Origin of the sequence: Stackebrandtia sp., from assembly GCF_035643755.1 — a bacterium.
Taxonomy (GTDB): Bacteria; Actinomycetota; Actinomycetes; order Mycobacteriales; family Micromonosporaceae; genus Stackebrandtia.
The window spans coordinates 1-19,825 of the sequence record NZ_DASQPW010000320.1; the positions used below are offsets into that span (position 1 = coordinate 1).

At 66.8% G+C, this 19,825-nt stretch carries 16 protein-coding genes and 2 pseudogenes; 14 read left to right on the plus strand and 4 right to left on the minus strand.

Going from position 1 to position 19,825, the window contains the following annotated elements; translation table 11 throughout:
- The 5 genes and pseudogenes from VE172_RS24990 to VE172_RS25005 all read left to right on the plus strand — a co-directional run.
- Positions 1–1,719: tetratricopeptide repeat protein (locus VE172_RS24990; RefSeq protein ID WP_324804730.1), on the plus strand; the 1,719-nt coding region annotated here is incomplete at its 5' end.
- A gap of 54 nt (positions 1,720–1,773) precedes the next feature.
- Positions 1,774–2,454, plus strand: a complete 681-nt coding sequence (locus tag VE172_RS24995; protein WP_324804731.1) for an ABC transporter permease — start codon at positions 1,774–1,776, stop codon at positions 2,452–2,454.
- Position 2,455: 1 nt separating this feature from the next.
- Positions 2,456–3,130, plus strand: a pseudogene (locus VE172_RS25605) (ABC transporter permease); the annotation flags it as partial.
- On the plus strand, positions 3,113–4,189 hold the full coding sequence (locus tag VE172_RS25610) for a glycine betaine ABC transporter substrate-binding protein (protein ID WP_349258538.1): 1,077 nt from the start codon (positions 3,113–3,115) through the stop codon (positions 4,187–4,189). The pseudogene VE172_RS25605 and the gene VE172_RS25610, both read left to right, overlap by 18 nt.
- Positions 4,190–4,439: 250 nt before the next feature.
- Positions 4,440–5,639: a S8 family peptidase gene (locus tag VE172_RS25005; RefSeq protein WP_324804733.1), complete on the plus strand. Its 1,200-nt coding sequence runs from the start codon at positions 4,440–4,442 to the stop codon at positions 5,637–5,639.
- A gap of 65 nt (positions 5,640–5,704) precedes the next feature.
- On the opposite strand, the gene VE172_RS25010 is transcribed toward VE172_RS25005, so the two are convergent.
- Complete coding sequence (locus tag VE172_RS25010) at positions 5,705–6,082, minus strand: VOC family protein (RefSeq protein WP_324804734.1); 378 nt, start codon at positions 6,080–6,082, stop codon at positions 5,705–5,707.
- A 14-nt stretch (positions 6,083–6,096) separates the two neighbouring features.
- Positions 6,097–6,843, minus strand: coding sequence for a sugar phosphate isomerase/epimerase family protein (locus tag VE172_RS25015; RefSeq protein WP_324804735.1), 747 nt, complete (start codon positions 6,841–6,843; stop codon positions 6,097–6,099).
- An 80-nt stretch (positions 6,844–6,923) separates the two neighbouring features.
- Between VE172_RS25015 and VE172_RS25020 the strand changes: the two genes are divergently transcribed.
- From VE172_RS25020 to VE172_RS25050, 7 genes are all read left to right on the plus strand, one after another.
- Positions 6,924–7,934 (plus strand): LacI family DNA-binding transcriptional regulator, encoded by a 1,011-nt coding sequence (locus tag VE172_RS25020; RefSeq protein WP_324804736.1) that lies wholly within the window; start codon positions 6,924–6,926, stop codon positions 7,932–7,934.
- Positions 7,935–8,102: 168 nt separating this feature from the next.
- Positions 8,103–9,449: an extracellular solute-binding protein gene (locus VE172_RS25025; protein ID WP_324804737.1), complete on the plus strand. Its 1,347-nt coding sequence runs from the start codon at positions 8,103–8,105 to the stop codon at positions 9,447–9,449.
- Positions 9,446–10,354 (plus strand): carbohydrate ABC transporter permease, encoded by a 909-nt coding sequence (locus VE172_RS25030; RefSeq protein ID WP_324804738.1) that lies wholly within the window; start codon positions 9,446–9,448, stop codon positions 10,352–10,354. The genes VE172_RS25025 and VE172_RS25030 overlap by 4 nt, the downstream gene beginning before the upstream one ends.
- The gene (locus VE172_RS25035; RefSeq protein WP_324804739.1) at positions 10,351–11,172 is read left to right on the plus strand and encodes a carbohydrate ABC transporter permease; all 822 of its coding nucleotides are present in this window, start codon (positions 10,351–10,353) and stop codon (positions 11,170–11,172) included. The genes VE172_RS25030 and VE172_RS25035 overlap by 4 nt, the downstream gene beginning before the upstream one ends.
- Before the next feature lie 6 nt (positions 11,173–11,178).
- On the plus strand, positions 11,179–12,336 hold the full coding sequence (locus VE172_RS25040; protein ID WP_324804740.1) for an ABC transporter ATP-binding protein: 1,158 nt from the start codon (positions 11,179–11,181) through the stop codon (positions 12,334–12,336).
- An 86-nt stretch (positions 12,337–12,422) separates the two neighbouring features.
- A complete protein-coding gene (locus VE172_RS25045) occupies positions 12,423–13,628 on the plus strand; it encodes an MFS transporter (protein WP_324804741.1) in 1,206 nt (401 codons plus the stop codon).
- A gap of 53 nt (positions 13,629–13,681) precedes the next feature.
- Complete coding sequence (locus VE172_RS25050) at positions 13,682–14,914, plus strand: MFS transporter (RefSeq protein ID WP_324804742.1); 1,233 nt, start codon at positions 13,682–13,684, stop codon at positions 14,912–14,914.
- 19 nt (positions 14,915–14,933) lie between these two features.
- Here the strand turns inward: VE172_RS25050 and VE172_RS25055 are convergent, their stop codons facing one another.
- A complete protein-coding gene (locus VE172_RS25055; protein WP_324804743.1) occupies positions 14,934–15,497 on the minus strand; it encodes a DinB family protein in 564 nt (187 codons plus the stop codon).
- A 126-nt stretch (positions 15,498–15,623) separates the two neighbouring features.
- Between VE172_RS25055 and VE172_RS25060 the strand changes: the two genes are divergently transcribed.
- Positions 15,624–15,974, plus strand: a complete 351-nt coding sequence (locus VE172_RS25060) for a hypothetical protein (RefSeq protein ID WP_324804744.1) — start codon at positions 15,624–15,626, stop codon at positions 15,972–15,974.
- A gap of 32 nt (positions 15,975–16,006) precedes the next feature.
- A pseudogene (locus tag VE172_RS25065) lies at positions 16,007–17,722 on the plus strand (glycoside hydrolase family 35 protein); the annotation flags it as partial.
- A 24-nt stretch (positions 17,723–17,746) separates the two neighbouring features.
- Here the strand turns inward: VE172_RS25065 and VE172_RS25070 are convergent.
- Positions 17,747–19,810 carry a S9 family peptidase gene (locus tag VE172_RS25070; RefSeq protein ID WP_324804745.1) on the minus strand — a complete coding sequence of 688 codons (2,064 nt, stop codon included), beginning with the start codon at positions 19,808–19,810 and terminating at the stop codon, positions 17,747–17,749.
- Positions 19,811–19,825: the final 15 nt, after the last annotated feature.

The following is a 19,825-nucleotide window of genomic DNA, read 5'->3' on the forward strand; positions in this document are numbered from 1 at the left end:
CCCGCCGCGGTGGAAGACATCGACAATGCCCGCAAACTCTGCGGCCTATGCGGGCATCTGCCGCTGGCGCTGCGTGTCGCGGCTGCCAATCTGGCGACAAACCCCGACGTGACGTTGGCTGAGTACGCTACCGAGCTCGACAGTGGGTCGCGATTGGCCAAGTTCAAGATTGGCGATGACCCCAGTGCCAATCTGACTACAGTCTTTCACTCCTCATATCGAGTGCTCAGCCTGAACACACGCCAGATTTTCCTCCACTTTGGTTTGATTCCAGGCGAAGACTTCACTGTGAGCCTTGCGGCTTCACTGGTGAGCATGGATTGGAATGTCGTTGAAGTCGCGTTGAGGCGGTTGGAAACTGCGCATCTCATAGAGCAGCATCAGCCTGGCCGCTTTCGTCTCCATGACCTGGTGCGGCTCTTCGTTCGCGAGTTGGCGTCGAGGGAGCTGGCGGAGCCACAACAGGAAGCGGCGGTGGACCGCCTTATTGAGTGGTACGGAGACAGGTCAAATCCGCGATTGCCAGAGTTCGACAACATCTTGGCCGCCTGTGAATCGCTGCAACGCCATCCACACTTGTGGAAGCTTGTGAACGCACTTGGGGCGATCGCAAACACTGGGGGCGACTTTCAGAGGGCTCGTCACTTCGCCGACATCGCGTTGAGTGCGGCTGAATCTAATAAGGACGTTGAAGGTCAGGTCTATTCGCTGGACGCACTCGCGTCGTTCTCTCGAGCTGCGGGAGACCACGAGAAATCGGTTGACTTCCGCAGAGCAGCCGCGAACCTGCTTCCACACATTGATAACGATGAACTCGAAGGAAAAATCAGCAACAACCTTGGAAATTCTCTGCAAGGCCAAGGCAATCTTCGCGAATCCGTCTATCACCTGAACCATGCAGTGAAGGTCGCCCACGCGAGCAATCTCGACCAGCTGTTGATTGTGAGCCTGGGGAACCTTGGTGGAGTGCTGTGTTCAATGGGGCGATTCGATGAAGCGTTCGTTGCGACATCGAGGGCCCTAAAATTGGTGGAGCGAAGGGATGATCTCGCCTATATTCGTGCGCTCTTCACCATCACGCGCGGGTTGGTATTCAAGGATGTCGGACGATACGGAGACGCGCTGCTGTGTGGTGACACGGCGCTTGAGATCGCCGATGGCCTCGGAGCGACCAAGGTGACGGTTCTTGCGCTACAACTCAAGGGTGTCGTTTCGCACAAAGCGACGAAGCTCCAACAGGCTGTTGAGTACCTTGATCGAGCCGCAGTCGTGGCGCAGACAGACCCGAACATTGTTGTCCAAATAGGTACCTTGCACTATCAAGCTGACGTGTATCTCGATCTCGGGGATGTTGAGAGGGCTTTTGCCTGTTTGGACACGGCCACAGGGCTTGCCAGGTATTGGCATTCAAACAGTGAGGCCAGAGCACAGTCAGAATGTATTCGTGGTCGGGCGTTCCTCGCGTCAGGTGAAGTGGGCAAAGCGATCGAGCATGGGTCGAAGGCGGCGGAGATTTACCGAACGTTGCACCCCAGCCCGCTCTTGCTGGGTCAGTCCTTGGTGGCACTCGGGCATGCCCACAATGCCCAGGACAACAAGGATGAGGCACTGGTTTGCTGGAATGAAGCCCTTGAAATCTTTACCGCACTCAAAGTCCCTGACGCCGTCTCGTTGCGCGAAGAGCTCCAATCTGAACCCATGCCGTCGCCGCCGACCTGACAATCGACACCTCATGACAAGACACACCGCCCCTCCAGCAAGTAAGGTGTGCGGGTGTCTCTCGCGCTCGGCTTCGACGACCCACTCAACCCGTGGTTCTCGTGGTCTTATGTGGAAAAGAACTTCGATACCCTGCGGGACGCCCTGATAGAGCACGTCCAGCTGACCGTCATCGCGGTCGTGGTCGCCGCCGTCATCTCGATCCCGCTCGGCGTGGTGGCCGCCCGCTCGCGCTTCGCGTCCGCCGCGATCCTGTCGGTTTCGGGTGTGCTGTATACGATCCCGTCGCTGGCGGTGTTCGCGTTGTTGGCGCCGTTCCTCAAGTTGTCGCTGACCACCGTGGTGGTCGGCCTGGTGATGTACGCGTTGCTGATCATCGTGCGGGCCACCCTGACGGGCCTGCGGCAGGTGCCGCCCGAGGTGATTGACGCCGCTGGCGGCATGGGGTACGGGCGCTTTCAGCTGCTGGCTCGCGTGGAGCTGCCGTTGGCGTTGCCCAGCATCATGACGGGGCTGCGGATCGCGACGGTGTCCACCGTGGCGCTCGTGACCGTCGGCGCCGTGGTCGGTCACGGCGGTCTCGGCGGCCTCATCCTGCTCGGCTTCCGCAACAACACCTATAAGCCCCAGATCGTCACGGGAACCATCCTGTGTGTCCTGCTGGCGCTGGCCTTCGAGCTGGTGCTGTCGCTGGCGACGCGGGCGATGACGCCGTGGGCCAGAAGGAGGGCCTGAGATGTTCGCATCCGCCATCACCTGGCTCAACGACCCGCTGAACTGGACCAATCCTGGCGGGATCTTCGACCTGCTCGGGGAGCACCTGCTGCTGTCGTTGGGCGCGCTGCTCCTGGCGTGCGTGATCGCCTGGCCGCTGGGAATCTGGATGGGGCACAGCGGTAGGGGAGGCGCCGTCACGGTGGTGGTCGCCAACCTCACCCGCGCCATCCCCACCATGGCCCTGCTGAGCCTGCTGCCCCTGACGATCCTGGGCTTCGGGCCCCAGTCGGTGATCCCCGCGCTGGCGGTGTTCGCGATCCCGCCGCTGTTGGCGACCGCCTACACGGGTATGCGCGAGGTGGATCCCGACGCCAGGGACGCCGCCAACGGCATGGGCTTCTCCCGCTCGGGAATCCTGTTCAAGGTGGAGATCCCGCTGGCGGTTCCGCAGATCGCCAGCGGCTTCCGCACCGCGGCGGTGCAGATGGTGGCCACCGCCACCCTCGCCGCGCTGTTCAACGGCGGCGGGCTGGGCGAGATCATCTCGCTGGGTTTCGGGCTCGGGCTCAACAAGGGTGGCGGCGAGATCCTGGCGGGCGGACTGCTGGTCGCGGGGCTGGCGCTCATCGTGGAGGGCCTGCTGGCGCTGGCCGAGAAGTTTGTCACGCCCCGGGCACTGCGCGAGCTCGCCCGCGCCCAGTTACGCTTCCACATCCACAATTCAGCCCATAAGGTAGGGCCTATGTCCCCCAAAAAAGTCAAGATTCTCTTCGCGATGCCCGTGATCGCCGCGTTGGCGATCACGCTCGCGGCGTGCGGCAAGGCCGGGTCCTCCGGCACGACGCCCGCCGACGAAGTGAAGGGCAAGGGATGCGCACCCGTCGCAGGTGACACCCTGGTCGCGCTCAAGGATGACAAGCATCTTCAGGCATCCGAGAACATCGTCGCCGTCTTCAACGCCAAGGCCGCCGACAAAGCGGCGGTGGCCGCGGTCGACGCGGTGGCCGCGAAGCTCACCACCAAGGACCTGAACAACCTGGCCAAGGCGGTGGACGTGGACCGCAAGTCGCCCTCCGAGGCGGCCACCGCGTTCGCCAAGGACAAGTCGCTGACCAGCGGCCTGGATAAGGCCTCCGGCTCGCTGACGGTTGGCCACGCCAACTTCTCCGAAAGCGAGATCATCTCCAATCTGTACAAGATCACGCTGGAGGCCAGCGGCTACACCGTGAAGCTCAAGGACGTCGGCAACCGCGAGACCTACCTGCCGTCCCTGAAGGACAACGAGTTCCAGGTGATCCCCGAGTACGCGGCCTCGCTGACCGAGGCGCTCAACCCGAAGGCGTCGGCCGACTCGGACCCGATCGCGTCCAGCGACGTCGACAAGACCATGAAGACGCTGGCGCCACTGGCGAAGAAGGCGGGCCTCAAGCCCGGCAAGCCCGCCGCGGCCGCCAACTCCAACGCCTACGTGGTCACCAAGAAGTTCGCCAAGGAGCACAAGGTCTCCACGCTGAGCGACTTCGCCAAGAAGTGCAGCGGCAAGGCCAGCGTGCTGGCGGGTCCGCCCGAGTGCCCGAAGCGGCTGTACTGCCAGGTGGGTCTGGAGCAGAAGTACGGCATCCAGTTCGGCAAGTTCAACTCGCTGGACATCGGGACCGCGAGCAAGCAGTCCGTCGCCACCGGTGAATCCACAGTGGGTACATTGACCACCACGGACAGCGCCCTGGCAGACGGCGTGAAAGTTACCGGCTAGAAACAAATATTCGGCACTGACGCCAGAGCCGCTTCCGTTGGTACACAACGGAAGCGGCTCTTCGCTCTTATCCACCTTAAGAAGAATTAAAAAATCCACCCCTTTACATACCTCGAATACTCGCATATGGTTCGCCAGAACCCCGCCCTCACGGGCAGGGCTGCTTCATTGAGCCGAGTCGGCGTGACGCGTTGACCCCGACGCCACCCTCGCCGCTCGACCACCCTTCGCGAGAGAGATGAAGATTCGTATGAAGATCAAGAAGGCTGGGCGGCGCGCCGCCCTCGGCGCAGCGGCTCTGGCCGCGACCGCCACCGCCGTAGCGTTGGTAGCGGCTGCCCCGGCACACGCCGATGCCAACGGAAAAGTGATCGGCGCCGACAGCTCTCGGGCCGTTGGTGGCGAATACATCGTCAAGTTCAAGTCCGACACCAAGGCGACCAAGACGGCCAAGAGCTTCGCGGCCGACAACGGCGCGAAGGTGAAGGACACCTACAAGTCGATCAACGCGTTCTCGGTGCGGGCTTCCAAGGCCGAGGCCGAGGAGATGGCGTCCGACCCCAACGTCGCCTACGTCGAGGCGAACCTGAAGTACACGATCGCGGGCACGCAGGATGACCCGAAGTCGTGGGGTCTGGACCGCGTCGACCAGAAGGACGCGAACCTCGACAAGAAGTACAACTACCCGGACAGCGCCGGTGAGGGCGTGACCGTGTACGGCATCGACACCGGTGTCGACAAGGCCAACACCACGTTCGGTGGCCGGGTGGAGGATGGCTACAACGCCATCGACCCCAACAGCCCGCCGATGGACGACCACGGTCACGGCACCCACACCATGGGCACCGCGATCAGCGATGACTACGGCGTGGCCAAGAAGGCCAAGGGCGTGGCCGTCAAGGTGCTTGACGCCCAGGGCTCCGGCACGACCGAGCAGGTTGTGGCGGGCATCGACTGGGTGACCGAGAACCACAAGGGTGACTCGGTGGCCAACATGAGCCTTGGTGGCGGCACCGACCAGGCCCTGGACGACGCCGTCGCGAAGTCCATCGCCTCCGGCGTGACCTACGCGATCGCCGCCGGCAACGAGTCCTCGGACGCGTGCTCCACGTCGCCGGCCGAGGTCCCCGAGGCGATCACCGTCGCCGCGACCGACAACACCGACACGCAGGCCGACTTCTCGAACTTCGGCAAGTGCGTCGACCTCTACGCCCCGGGCGTGGACATCGTGTCCACCGTGCCGAGCAACGGCGAAGAGACCATGTCGGGCACGTCGATGGCGACCCCGCACGTCGCTGGCATCGCGGCCCTGTACCTGGGTGAGAACCCGGGTGCCGCGCCTGCCGACGTGTCCAAGGCCCTGGTGGACAACGGCCTGAAGGACGTCGTCCAGAACCCGGGTGCCGACACCCCCAACGTCGAGGCCAACACCGGCTTCATGCTGCAGTAACCCTCGACATCTAGCACCGCGGCCCCGGTTCCACTGCGGAACCGGGGCCGTTTCGCTTGCGGTGACTAGGAACCGGGGTTCTCGCGGCACAGGCAGAACGGGTGCCCCGCCGGGTCCAGGTACACGACGAACCCGTACCCGTCCTCGCGCACCTGGTCCAGCTTGAAGGTGGCGCCGAGCTCGATCGCGCGGCGGCCCTCGACCTCGAGATCGTCGACGAAGAGGTCGACGTGGAACTGTTGCGGGTGCTCCTGGCCGGGCCACTCGGGCGCCCGGTAGCCGTCGACGTGCTGGAAGGCCAGCTTGAAGCCGTCGAAGTCCAGCGTGGCCCATTCCGCCGAATAGTCGTCGGCGACCTTGGTGGCGTCGCCGACGGCGGCGTAGAAGTCGGCGAGCGCGATCGTGTCCGGGCAGTCGATGACGATTTCGATCCGTTTGCTCATGGGCTCACGGTAACTCAGCGCGCCGACAGCTCCAGGGCGGCGACCAGGCACTCCTCGAACGGCTGGGCGTCGGCGCGCCACTTCGCCTCGTGCTCGAAGACCACCGGTCCGTCGAAGCCCGCCGCCCACGCCGCGTCCAGTGCCTCGCGCAGCGGCAGCACCCCGGTGCCGGGGGCGATCGGGCGGCGATCGGCAGCCGAGGGGATGTCCTTGATCTGGAGCTCGGCGAGGTAGGGGCGAAGGGCCGCAAGCGATTCCGGCACGGCCTCGCCGCCCCGCCAGGTGTGCATGACGTCCCAGACGGCGCCGACCCGTCCGTCCAGTTCGGACAGGATGGGGGCCAGCCGGTCGGCCCGGATGTACTCGTCGTGGGTCTCCACGGTCAGCGCCACGCCGCTGCCGCGCGCCGACTCCAGTCCGTCCGACAGCCGCCGCACCCCGTCGGCGGGCGCCACGTCGCCGGGAAACAGCCGCAGCGCCGGTGCGCCCAGATCGGCGGCCAGCTCCACGTGCGCGGCCAGCGGGCCCGCCAGGCCGGGATCGGAGAGCTTGACATAAGTCGCCAGCGCGCCGAAGGCCACGCCCGCCTCGGCGAAGCGCCGCTTCACCGCCGCCCGTTCGGTTCCCGACAGACCGATGTGGACGGGTTCGTCGTCGGCGATCCGCAGCTCCACCAGGTCCGCGCCGTGCTTCACCGCCAGCGCCAACACCTCGTCCAACGGGAGACCGGGACAGCCGAGAGTGGAGAATCCTGCGCGCATGGCCCGGAATTCTAGTCCCGTCGCCCGCCGGAACGCCTCGGCGTGACGGGGCCCACCACCGGTCGCGATACCCTGCCTGTGTGGAACCCACACGCCCCACCACTCTCGCCGATGTCGCCTCGCGCGCCGGGGTGTCGGTCGCGACCGCCTCCCGGGTACTCAATGGATCGCCGCACAAGGTGAGCGCGGCCCTGGCCGAGAAGGTGCGCGGGGTGGCCGAGGAGCTGCGGTACGCGCCCAACGTGCAGGCCCAGGGGCTGGCCCGCAGCACCTCCGCGGTGATCGCGATGCTGCTGCACGACATCACCGACCCCTACTTCGGCCAGATCGCCCAGGGGGTGCTGGCCGAGGCGGCGCGGCGCGACGTGCGCGTGGTGATCGCCGAGTCGGGCATCGACCCGGACTCCGAATGCGAGCAGCTGGCCTCGCTGCGGGGCCTGCGCCCCCGTTCCGCCATTGTGGTGGGTTCGCGGACCACACAGGACGAGGCCGAGCAGCGGCTGGGAGAGGCGCTGGACGACTTGCGCGCCACCGGCGCCACGGTGGTGAGCGTCGGCCAACCCGGGCTGCCGGGCGCCTGCGTGCGACCGTCCAATCATTCCGGTGCCAAGCTGCTCGCGGTGCACCTCACCGAGATGGGGCACCGCCGCTTCGCCGTGGTCTCGGGGCCTGAGACGCTGCGGGTGGTCGCCGACCGCCGCGAGGGCTTCGCCGCCGGGCTGCCCGAGGGCGCCAGTGTGGACGTCGTCGCCGCCGACATGAGCCGCGACGGGGGGTACGCCGCGGGTCGGCGGCTGCGCGAGGTGGCGCCGCGCGCCACCGCCGCCTTCGTGATCAGCGACGTGATGGCGGGCGGATTTTGCACCGCGATTCGGGATTCCGGTCTGTCCATTCCGGAAGATCTGGCGGTCGCCGGATTTGATGACGTTCCGGTCGCCGCCGATCTCCATCCGCCTTTGACGACGGTTCGGCTGCCTTTGTCTGAAATGGGGGAAATCGCGCTGCGTTTGGCCCTGGACGGGCCCGATGACGCGGTCGTGCCGGTGGACGGCCAGCTCATCGTGCGTGCCAGCACGGTGAGCGATGAATAGGGTGCTTAACTTTTCCTTACTTTCCGCTGCTTTATGGACACCCTGGTGCCTTGAGACACTCGCCACAATTTAACCTGCGGGACTGCTATTGTTCCCGCTGTGTCAAAACCAAAACGGACTACAAGACGCATCCTTGGCGGTGCGTTGGCGTGTCTGGGTGCGGCCGGGATGCTCACCGGCTGTGGCAGCGGCTCGGACACGCGAGTCATAAATCTATACAACGCCCCCCAACAAAATCTACAATCGATAGTCGATCGGTGCAATCAAAAGGCCGACGGCAAGTACAAGATCGTCCTCAATACACTGCCGCGTGACGCCGACGGCCAGCGCGAACAGATGGTGCGGCGCCTCGCCGCCGAGGACTCCGGAATGGACGTTCTCGGTATCGACGTCACCTGGACCGCGGAATTGGCCAGTGCCAACTGGATCCGGCCGTGGACCGGCGAGCGTCGTCAGGAAGCGTCCAAAGGGGTCATCGACGCCCCGCTGGAGACCGCGATGTTCGACGACAAGATGTACGCGGCTCCGTCCAACACCAACGTCCAATTGCTCTGGTACCGCGACGACCTGCTCGGCGACAAGCTGCTGAAGAAGGTCGACAATGGCCAGTCGTTGACGTGGAAGGACCTCATCGGCCGCGCCGAGGAGTTGAAGAAGACCGGTAGCCCGCAGTACGTCGAGGCCACCGGGGCCCAGTACGAGGGCCTCGTGGTGCTGTTCAACAGCATGCTCGCCGGCGCCAACGGCAAGATGCTCAACGCCGCGGGCGACAAGGTGGAGCTGGGCGCCCCGGGCGTCAAGGCCCTTCAGACCCTGAAGGACTTCGCCACCTCGGCGGCCGCCGACCCCTCCCTGTCGAACTCGCAGGAGGGCGAGGTCCAGCACGGCGTCGAGAGCGGCGCCGCCTTCGCCGAAGTCAACTGGCCGTTCGTCTACGCTGCCATGCAGGCGACCACGGCCAAAGTGGACGACAAGGGCAAGGTCACCGACAACGGTGGTTCCAACATGAAGGACCACTTCAAGTGGACGACGCCGCCGGGCATCGACGGCACCGGACACACCACGCTGGGCGGCTCGAACTTCGCCGTCAGCAAGTATTCGGAGCACCCCGACGAGGCCTTCGACGCCGCGCTGTGTCTGCGGGACCCGCAGAGCCAGCGCATCTCGGCGATCCGCGACGGCCTGCCGCCCACGATCGAAAGCGTCTACCACGGCACGCAGAAGGTGCTGGTCGACAGCAACGGAAGCGGCAAGCTGGGCGACACGATCAAGGTCAAGGGCAAGGACGTGCCGGACACGAAGGTGGGCATGAAGGACGCCTACCCGATGGCCGACGACATTCTGAAGGCCCTGAAGGACGCGGTCCTGCGTCCCAAGACGCCGATCTATCAGAATGTGTCCACTGTGACGTCCTACCTGTTGTCTCCGCCCTCGTCCATTGACCCGAAGGCGACCGAGCAGCAGCTGAAGGATCAGCTCACCTCCGCCCTGAAGTCGGAAGGAGTGCTGCCGTGACGATCACCGAAGCCAAGGCCGCGCGCATCAGCGACGGCAAGGCCGCCGAGCGGCGGCTGGGTTGGTACCTGTGTTCACCGGCGGCGATCTTCATGCTGCTGGTGGCGGGCTACCCGATCGTGTACTCGGTCATCCTGTCGTTCAAGCGCTACGACCTGCGTTTCCCCGACCAGCAGGGCTGGGTGGGCTTCAGCAACTACGCCACCGTCCTGACCAACAGTTTCTGGTGGGACACCTTCGGCGTCACCATGCTGATCACCGTGGTCAGCGTGGCGGTCGAGCTGGTGCTCGGCATGGGGCTCGCGGTGATCATGTACCGCACCCTGGTGGCCAAGGGCCTGTTGCGCACCACCGTGTTGATTCCCTACGGAATCGTCACGGTCGTGGCGGCGTACGCCTGGTTCTACGCCTGGACGCCGGGCACCGGTTGGCTGGCGAACCTGCTGCCGGCCGGCAGCGCGCCGCTCACGCAGCACTGGCCCGCCATCGGCATCATCATCCTGGCGGAGATCTGGAAGACCACGCCGTTCATGGGTCTGTTGCTGCTGGCCGGTCTGGCCACCATCCCCGAGGAGCTCTACCGAGCCGCCTCAATGGATGGTGCCGGACGTTGGCAGCGCTTCGTCAAGATCACCCTGCCGCTGATGAAGCCGGCGATCTCGGTGGCGCTGCTGTTCCGGATGCTCGACGCGTTCCGGATCTACGACAACATCTACGTGCTCACCAAGGGCGCCGTCGGGACCAGTTCGGTCTCGATACTGACGTACAAGAACCTGGTCCGGGGCCTCAACCTCGGCATCGGTTCCACGATGTCGGTGCTGATCTTCCTGACGGTGGCCATCATCGCGTTCATCTTCGTCAGGGTGTTGCGCACTGGCGCTCCGGGTGAAGGAGGACGCCGATGATCGGCAAGAAAATCGGTTGGTCCGCCGTGGACCTGGTGGTCATCGCGTTCGCGCTGATCCCCGTGGCCTGGCTGCTCAGCCTGTCGCTGAAGGACCCCACGACCGTCGCGCAGGGCGGATTCCTGCCGAAGAAGTGGACGTTCGACAACTACTCGGCCGTGTTCACCAAGGGAAACTTCCTGCAACCGCTGATCAACTCGATCGGCATCGCGTTGCTGGCGACGCTCATCGCGATCGTGCTGGGCACGTTCGCGGCCTACGCGATCGCGCGGCTGGAGTTTCCGGGACGCAACCTGATGCTGGGCGCGGCCCTGCTGGTGGCCATGTTCCCGCAGGTGTCCCTGGTGACGCCGCTGTTCAACATCGAGCGCAGCACGGGCCTGTTCAACACCTGGCCCGGCCTGATCCTCCCGTACGTGACCTTCGCGTTGCCGTTGACCATCTACACGATGTCGACCTTCTTCCGCGAGATTCCCTGGGAGCTGGAGAAAGCCGCCAAGATGGACGGCGCCTCCTCGTTCCAGGCCTTCCGCAAGGTGATCGTCCCGCTGGCCACGCCCGGCGTGGTGACCGCGGCCGTGTTGGCGTTCATCCAGAGCTGGAACGACTTCCTGTTCTCGATCTCGCTGACGTCGACCGACCGTGCGCGTACCGCCCCGGCGGCCATCGCGTTCTTCACCGGCGCGTCGCAGTTCGACGAGCCGGCCGGTTCGATCGCCGCGGCGGCGGTCATCGTCACGATTCCCATCGTGATTTTTGTCTTGATATTCCAGCGACGCATCGTCAGCGGTCTGACCGCCGGCGCGGTGAAAGGTTAGTACGACGTGGCCGAGATAGTGCTCGACAAGATCTCCAAACGGTATCGGGGTGGCCAGGAGGTCATCAAGGAACTCGACCTGACGATCACCGATGAGGAATTCCTCATCCTGGTGGGACCGTCCGGTTGTGGTAAGTCCACCCTGCTCAACATGATCGCCGGACTGGAGGACATCACCGGCGGCGAGCTGCGGATCGGTGGCGAGCGGATGAACGAGCGTTCGCCGCAGGACCGCAACATCGCCATGGTGTTCCAGTCCTACGCCCTCTATCCGCACATGTCGGTGCGGGAGAACATCGCCTTCCCGTTGACCATCGCCAAGGAATCCAAGGCGGCGATCAAGGAGAAGGTGGACAACGCCGCCGAGATGCTGGAGCTCACCGACTTCCTGGACCGTCGTCCGGGCGCGTTGTCGGGTGGTCAGCGTCAGCGGGTCGCCATGGGCCGCGCGATCGTGCGCTCGCCGGAGGCGTTCCTGATGGACGAACCTCTGTCCAACCTGGACGCCAAGCTGCGGGCGCAGATGCGCACCTCCATCTCCCGTCTCCAGAAGAGTCTCTCCACCACCACGGTCTACGTCACCCACGACCAGACCGAGGCGATGACCCTGGGAGACCGGATCGTGGTGCTGCGCGACGGCATCGCCCAGCAGATCGGCACCCCCGCCGAGCTGTACGAGACCCCCGCCAACCTGTTCGTGGCCGGGTTCATCGGTTCTCCGACCATGAACTTCCTGCCCGGAACGATCGCCGAGGGCAAGGTGTCCACCGCGATCGGGCAGCTGCCGCTCACCGATCAGGCCAAGACGGACCTGGGCGAGACCAAGGGCGACCGCGACGTGATCGTGGGCCTGCGTCCCGAGGCGTTCGAGGACGCGGCCTTCGCCAGCGGCGACGGGCGCTTCTCCTTCGATGACACCGTGGACATCGTGGAGTCCCTGGGTTCGGTGAAGCTGGTCTACTTCAACCTGGACCGTCCCGCCGACTCTCCCGAGCTGTCCGAGGTGGCCGAGATGATCGGCGCCAAGGAGCGGTTCGGCAGCGCCCAGGTGGTCTGCCAGGTCGATGCCCGCTCCGCCGTCCGCGAGGGCGAGTCCATGAAGGTCAGCTTCGACCCGAAGGACATCGAACTGTTCGACGCGCACACGGGCGTGCGGATCGGCTGAGCCGTCCGGATTCCCGACCAGCCTGGCGGGGGCAAGCTCAATGGCGAGCTTGCCCCCGCCAACTGTTTGGTTCACAATCTTCAGGAATGAGAAACCCTTCGCGCGCCCGCCTCGCGGTGACGGTCGCGTTCATGGCACACGGCCTGGTGTTCTCCTCCTGGCTTCCCCACATCCCTTCCATCAAACGGGATCTGGGGCTTTCGGACGGCCAGCTCGGCCTGTTGCTGCTGGGCCCTCCCGCGGGCGCGATGATCGCGATGTCCCTGACGGGCGCGGCCTGCGCCCGCTGGGGCAGCGCCCGCGTCACGCGCGTCACGCTCGTGGCCTACGCCCTGGGCACCTGCGCGCTCGGCGCGGGCGCCGCGGCGGGATCGCCGTGGTGGCTGGCGATCGCGCTGCTATGGGCGGGCGCCCTGGTGGGCGCGTACGACGTGGCGATGAACGCTCAGGCCGCCACGGTGGAGCGGGCCCTGGGCAGGCCGGTCATGGGCTCCTTCCACGCCTCCTGGAGTCTGGCGGCGGCGGGCGGCGCCGCCATCGGTGGATGGGTCGTGCAGCGCGACGGCGGAGGGCCCGGCCACCTGCTCGGCGTCCAGCTGCTGGTGCTGGGAGCCGTGGCCCTGCTGGCGACCGTCCCGCTCTTCTGGTCCCTCCTGGACGACGAGGCACCCGAGACCGATGCCCCAAAACAGAAGTGGCGCTTCGAGCGCGGCCTGATCCTGCTGTCCATCGTGGCCTTCGCGGGCCTGCTGGCCGAGGGCGCCTGCGCCGACTGGAGCGCGGTGTTCCTCTCCCAGGAACGCGCCGCCTCCCCGTTCGTCGCCAGCCTCGGCTACACCATGTTCTCGGTGGCGATGCTGACCGGCCGACTCGCGGGCGATCGCCTGGTGTCGCGCTTCGGCCGCGCCCGCAGCATCGGCTTCGCGGCGCTGACGGGCGGCGGCGGCATGGCGGCCGGGCTCGTGGTGTCGGGCCTGGCTGGCCCGGACTCCTTGGGCCGCACCGCCTTCGTCGCGGGCCTGGTGATCCTCGGCCTCGGCATCGCGGTGATCGTCCCGGTCGCCTTCTCCGCCGCCGCCGACGGCCCCGGCATCGCCGCGGTGTCCACCGGCGGCTACACCGGCTGGCTGCTGGGTCCCGCGATCATCGGCGGCCTGGGTCAGTGGCTCGGCCTGTCGGCGGCGATCTGGACGGTCCCGGCGCTGGCGGTGATGGCTGGAGCGGTGGCGCCGCTGGGCGTCCGCGCGCTGCGCGCTTCGTCCGAACGGAGGATTGTTCCCACGTCGCAGTGACGCCAAACTGGCGTCATGAATACCCCTATAGAGACGTCGAATGGGGCGGCACTATGAAACGCGTCCCGATGATCGCCTTCTTCGTCGGCCACGCCATCAACTCCGCCGGAACCAAGATGACGCTGGTCGCGCTGCCGCTGCTGGTCTACGCGACCACCGGCTCCGCCACCCGGACCGGTGCCGTCGCCTTCGTGCAGATCGGCTGCTACGTCACCGCCAAGGCCCTCGGCGCGCCGCTGATCGACCGCGCGGGGCGACGTCTGGTGGGCATTGCGGCCACCATGATCGCCGGGGCGTGCGCGGCCGGCGTCCCCGCGCTGTTCCTCGGCGGGCCGCCGCCCTTCGTCCTGCTGCTGGCCGTGCTGGCCTGCGCGGGCGCCTCCCAGGGCCTGGCCTCGGGCGCCGAACGGGTGCTGCTGCCCGACGTGGCCACGGCGACGGACACGAATCTGGAGCGCGCGGCCACCGTCTTCGACGGCGTGGACCGCCTCGGCCTGCTGCTGGGAGCGCCGATCGGCGGCGTCCTGGTCGCCTGGGTGGGCGCCGCCAACGTGCTGTGGTTCGACGCCACGAGCTACGCGGTCGCCGCGTCGCTGTTGGCACTGGCGGTGCGCGGCCTCGCGCGTCCCGCCGACGTGGAGCACCCGCCGTACCTCACGTCGCTGAGCGAGGGGTGGGTCTTCCTGCGCGCCAATCGCCTGCTGCTGAACATCTCCATCGTGGTGGCGCTGGGCAACATGCTCGACCAGGCCAAGACCGCCGTGCTGCTTCCGGTGTGGACCTCCGACATCGCGCACTCGCCCGAGGCGTCGGGGTTGATATACGGCGCCGCGGGAATCGGGGCGGTGGGAGGCAACCTGCTGTTCATCTGGCTGGCGCCGAAGCTGCCGCGCTGGGCGACCTTCGCGGTGTGTTACATGGCCGGCTGCTCCACCCAGTTCTTCTCGCTGGCGCTGTTCTCCGACGCCGGCGGCCCCATGATCGTCAACTTCGTGGGCGGCGTGTTGAGCGCGGCGCTCAACCCGATTCTCGCCGCGGTGACGTACGAACAGGTCCCCGACGGGATGCGGGCGCGGGTCTTCGGCATCAGCGGCGCCATGGCCTTTGTCGGCATGCCGTTCGGCGGAATGCTGGGCGGCCTGGCAGTGTCGGCGTTCGGCGCGACCGGCGGGCTGTGGGCGGCGGGGACGGTCTACCTGTTGATCACCTTGGCGCCCTTGGTCTTCCCCGTGTGGCGCCAGATGGATCGGTCCGCGAGGCCGAGCCTGGAGGCGGCGCCCGCCTGACGCCGCCGTCCGCCGCGGCTCAGTCCTTCGCGTACCGCTGCTGCATCTCCAGGAACTGCTCGTGCCATCCGTCTACCATGGACTGAAGCTCGTACATGGTCTTGCCGTCGATCGTCTCGCGGATGATGTCGGCGTGGCCCGCGTGGCGGGCGGTCTCCTCGATCAGGTGGGCCAGCACCCAGCGCACCGACCATTCCTTGACGTCCTTGGGGAACCAGGGCATGGGAGGGACGGGCACGGGGTCATCGAGGTCCATCTTGGAGATGACGTCCTCGGTCTCGCGGCCGCAGGCCTCCAGGTCGGCCAGCAGTCCCTCGAGGGTCTCGTTGTCCAGCATGGTGAAGCCGTTGGCGTAGTCGATGTCGGGCCGCGGCGCCTGGGTGACCGTGACCATCCACTGGCGCTCGGTCTGCGCGATGTGCTTGATGAGGCCGCCGATGCTCAGCGTTCCGGCCGTCGGGGTGGCGCGGGCCTGCTCGTCGGTGAGGCCGTGCGCGACGTAGCGGAAGGTGTCGCGCTGCGCGGCGGCGTACTTGAGCAGGTTGTCGCGCTCGTCGGTGGTGGGCGGAACGGTGCTGGCCATGATGGTTCCTCTCGTTTCGGCGTTGACACCAGCTTGGCAGGTACCGCGGACAACTTCGGCCCTGAATGGAAGAAAGTTCTCGTCGCGACTAGGGTGCCCACTTGAGACGTCGAAAACGAGGACATCATGAGCGACGAAAAAGACGAGAAAACGTATGACCTCAACGGGGACGGGGTTCCCGACGAGGTGACGAAGATCGGTGATACGACATACATCGATTGGGATCGCGACGGGAAGTTCGACGCGATGGTCACCCCCGAGGGCGAGATCTACGCGGACCTGGACGGTAGCTACCTCTTCCGCACCCACGCCAAGGACACCACGGGCGACGGCACCATCGACACCCTGGAGACCGACCTGGACGGCGACGGCGTTCCCGACGTCATCGAAAAGGACCTCGACGGCGACGGCCGCTTCGACGAGGTGATCAAGCGCCGCCCCGCCGACGAGGACGGCGCGGACGACGACAAGGGCTGATCACTCGGCGCCACCGGTTAGGGTGTTGAGTCATGTTGAGTGCTGAGGATTTTTCTCGGACCGACCGCCCCCTGGTCTCCGGTGCCATCCACTACGCGCGGGTGCTTCCCGAGCAGTGGCCGCACCGGCTGCGCATGCTGCGCGCCCTGGGCGCGGAGTGCGTGGAGACGTACGTGCCGTGGAACCTGCACGAGCGGCGGCGCGGCGACTTCGACTTCGCGGGCCTCGCCGACGTCGAGGCCTTCCTCGTGGAGGCGAAGCGCGCCGGCCTCGCCGCGATCGTGCGGCCGGGGCCGTACATCTGCGCCGAGTGGGAGAACGGCGGGCTGCCCGCCTGGCTGCACGCCACCGACCGCACCGCCCCACCGCGCTGCGCCGACCCGCGATTCCTGGCCGCCGTGGACGACTGGTACTCGGTGCTGGTCCCCAAGATCGCCGCGCTCCAGGCCGATCGCGGCGGCAACGTCATCGCCGTGCAGATCGAGAACGAGTACGGCTCCTACGGCAGCGACGCGACGTACCTCGAGCACCTGAGGAACCTGTTGCTGGAGAGGGGGATCACCGTCCCGCTGTTCACTTCGGACGGACCCTCCGACGCCCGGCTCACCGCCGGGATGGTTCCCGGTGCGCTGGCCACCGTGAACTTCGGTTCGCGGGCGGCCGAGGCGTTCGCCACGCTGGAGCGGCGGCGCCCCGGCGATCCGCGCTGGTGCATGGAGTACTGGAACGGCTGGTTCGATCACTGGGGGGAGCGACATCACGTGCGCGACGCCGCCGAGGCGGCATCCACACTGGATGAGATGTTGGCGTCGGGCGCCTCGGTCAACCTGTACATGGCCCACGGCGGCACCAACTTCGGCACCTGGGCGGGCGCCAACCACGAGGAGGGCTTCCAGCCCACCGTCACCTCCTACGACTACGACGCGCCGATCGCCGAGGACGGTTCGGCCACGGCGAAGTACCACGCGATGCGCGAGGTGATCGGCGGGTACCTGCCGAACCCGCCCGAGATACCCGAGCCCGAGCCGCGCCTGGCGCCCACCACCGTGGACGTCACCGAGTCGCTGCCCCTGTTGCCGCACATGGCGGGACTCACCGCGCACCCCGGCCCGGTGCCGCCCAGCTTCGAGGAGCTCGGCATCGACAACGGCCTGGTGTTGTACCGACACCGGCTGCGCGGCCCCCGCGAGACGTGGCCGCTCACATTGGACGGACTCGCCGACCGCGCCCACGTCCTCGTCGACGGCGCCGAGATCGCCGTGCGCTACCGCAACGACAACGAACCCATCGACCTGTCCTGCGGCGCGGACGGCGCCGAGCTGGACATCCTGGTGGAGTCGATGGGCCGCGTCAACTTCGGGCCCCTGGTCGGCGAGAGCAAGGGAATCCTCGGGGGAGTGCACCACCAGCACCAGACCCTGCACGGCTGGACCGCCCACGCGATGCGGCTCGACGACATCTCGGACCTGCCCTGGGGCGGCGACGCCGAGGCCGCCGGCCCGAGGTTCTACAGGGGACACTTCGAGGTCGCCGAGCCCGGCAACGGCTTCGTGGCGCTGCCGGGCTGGACCAAGGGCTACGTGTGGATCAACGGGTTCTGCCTGGGCCGCTACTGGAACATCGGCCCGCAGGAGACCCTCTACCTGCCCTGGCCGCTGCTGCGGGCGGGCGCCAACCAACTGGTGATCCTCGAGCTCCACCCGACCGAGCGGCGCGCCGTCGAACTGCGCGCCGAACCCAGTCTCGGGCTCGCCGAGGAGTCCATCGGGTCCTTAGGCCGCGTCCATCCGCTCCAGAATCCAGGCCAGGTTGAAGGACTCTTCCTCCCACGCGTCGTAGCGCCCCGACCGTCCGCCGTGTCCGGCCTCCATCTCGGTCTTGAGGAGGAACGGTCCACCGTGGGCGTCGCGGCGCAGCCGGGCGATCCACTTGGCGGGCTCGTGGAAGCCGACCCGGGTGTCGTTGAGGCTGGTCACCGCCAGGATCGGCGGATAGTCCACATTGGCGATGTTCTCGTACGGCGTGTACGACTTCATGTACTCGTAGACGTCGGCGTTGTGCAGCGGGTCGCCCCACTCGTCCCACTCGATGACGGTGAGCGGCAGAGTCGGGTCCAAAATGGTGTTGAGCGCGTCCACGAAGGGCACCTCGGCGCACACACCCGCGAAACGCTCCGGGGCCAGATTCAGCATGGCGCCCATGAGAAGCCCGCCCGCCGAGCCGCCGCGCGCCACCAGCTTGTCCGCCGACGACCAGCCGCTCTTGACCATGTGGTCGGCGCAGTCGACGAAGTCGGTGAAGGTGTTCTTCTTGGCCAGCAGCTTGCCGTTGTCGTACCAGGAACGGCCCATCTCGCCGCCGCCGCGGATGTGGGCGATGGCGAAGACCGCGCCGCGGTCCACCAGGGACAACCGGGCGATGGAGAAGTACGGGTCGATGCTGGTCTCGTAGCTGCCGTAGCCGTACAGCAGGCACGGCGCCGTGCCGTCCGGCGTGGCGCCCGCCCGGTACATCATCGAGATCGGCACCTTGGTGCCGTCGGCGGCGGTGGCCCACTCGCGGCGCTGCTCGTAGTGGGACGGGTCGAAGTCACCCAGCACCGGCTTGCGCTTGCGCAGCAGCAGCTCGTCGCCGGCGATGTCGTAGTCGTACACCGATTCCGGGCTCACCAGGGACTGATAGGACAACCGCAGCATCCGGGTGTGATAGTCCGGATTGGATGCCGGGTGGACACTGTAGATCGGTTCGTCGAAGGTGATGTCGCGGTCGGCCCCGGAGGTGGGGAGAATCCGGATGCCCGTGAGCCCGTCGCGCCGCAGGTGCACCACCACGTGCCGCGCGAACGCCGACACCGACTCCAGCCGGGTGTCGTCGCGGTGCTCCAGCAGGGGGCGCAGCGTGGAGGTGTCGTCCACCGTCGTCCACCCCAGGGCGAAGTTCTCGGCGCCGTCGTTGTGCAGCACCAGGAAGCGGCCGCCCTGGTGGTCCACGCTCACCTCGACGCCGGGGCGGCGGCCCTCGCCGAAGACCCGGAACTCGCCGGTCGGCTCGGCCGCGCTCAGGTAGCGGATCTCGCTGGTGATCTTGGAGTGCGACTCGCAGAAGAGGTACTCCTCGCTGCGGGACAGCTCGATGCCGGTCCAGAAGCGCTCATCGGCCTCCTCGTAGACCATTTCGTCCTCTTCGGACGAACCGATCCGGTGGCGCCACACCCGGTCGGGCCGCCACGCCTCGTCCACCGTCGTGTAGAAGAAGTAGTCCCCGGCCGCGCTCCACGCGCCGCCGTAGAAGACCCCCTCCACCACGTCCGGCAGGTCCTCACCGCTGCGCAAGTCCTTGAACCGCAAGGTGAAGCGCTCGTTGCCCGCGAAGTCCACGCCGTAGGCCAGCACGTTGGCGTCGCAGGACAGATCGAACACGCCCAGCGAGAAGAAGTCGTGCCCCTCCGCCAGGGCGTTGCCGTCCAGCAGCACCTCCTCGCCCGGCAGAGCGGCGCCGTCGCCCAGCCGCGGCGGCGTGTCGCCGGTGGCCGCCACGCGGCAGTGAATGCCGTACTGCTTGCCCTCCTCGGTGCGGGTGTAGTACCACCAGTCGCCCTTGCGGGACGGCACCGACAGGTCGGTCTCCTGGGTGCGGTTCTTTATCTCACCGAAGATCGTCTTACGTAGACCGTCCAAATGGTCCGTTGAGTCCTTGGTGAACTCGTTCTCCGCCTTCAGATACGCGATCGTGTCCGGGTTGTCGGCATCGCGCAGCCAGAAATACGGGTCATTGACGGTGTCGCCGTGGTGGGTGCGGGCGTGGTCGACGCGCTTGGCGGACGGTGGTTGCGGCATGGGGCCACATTACTT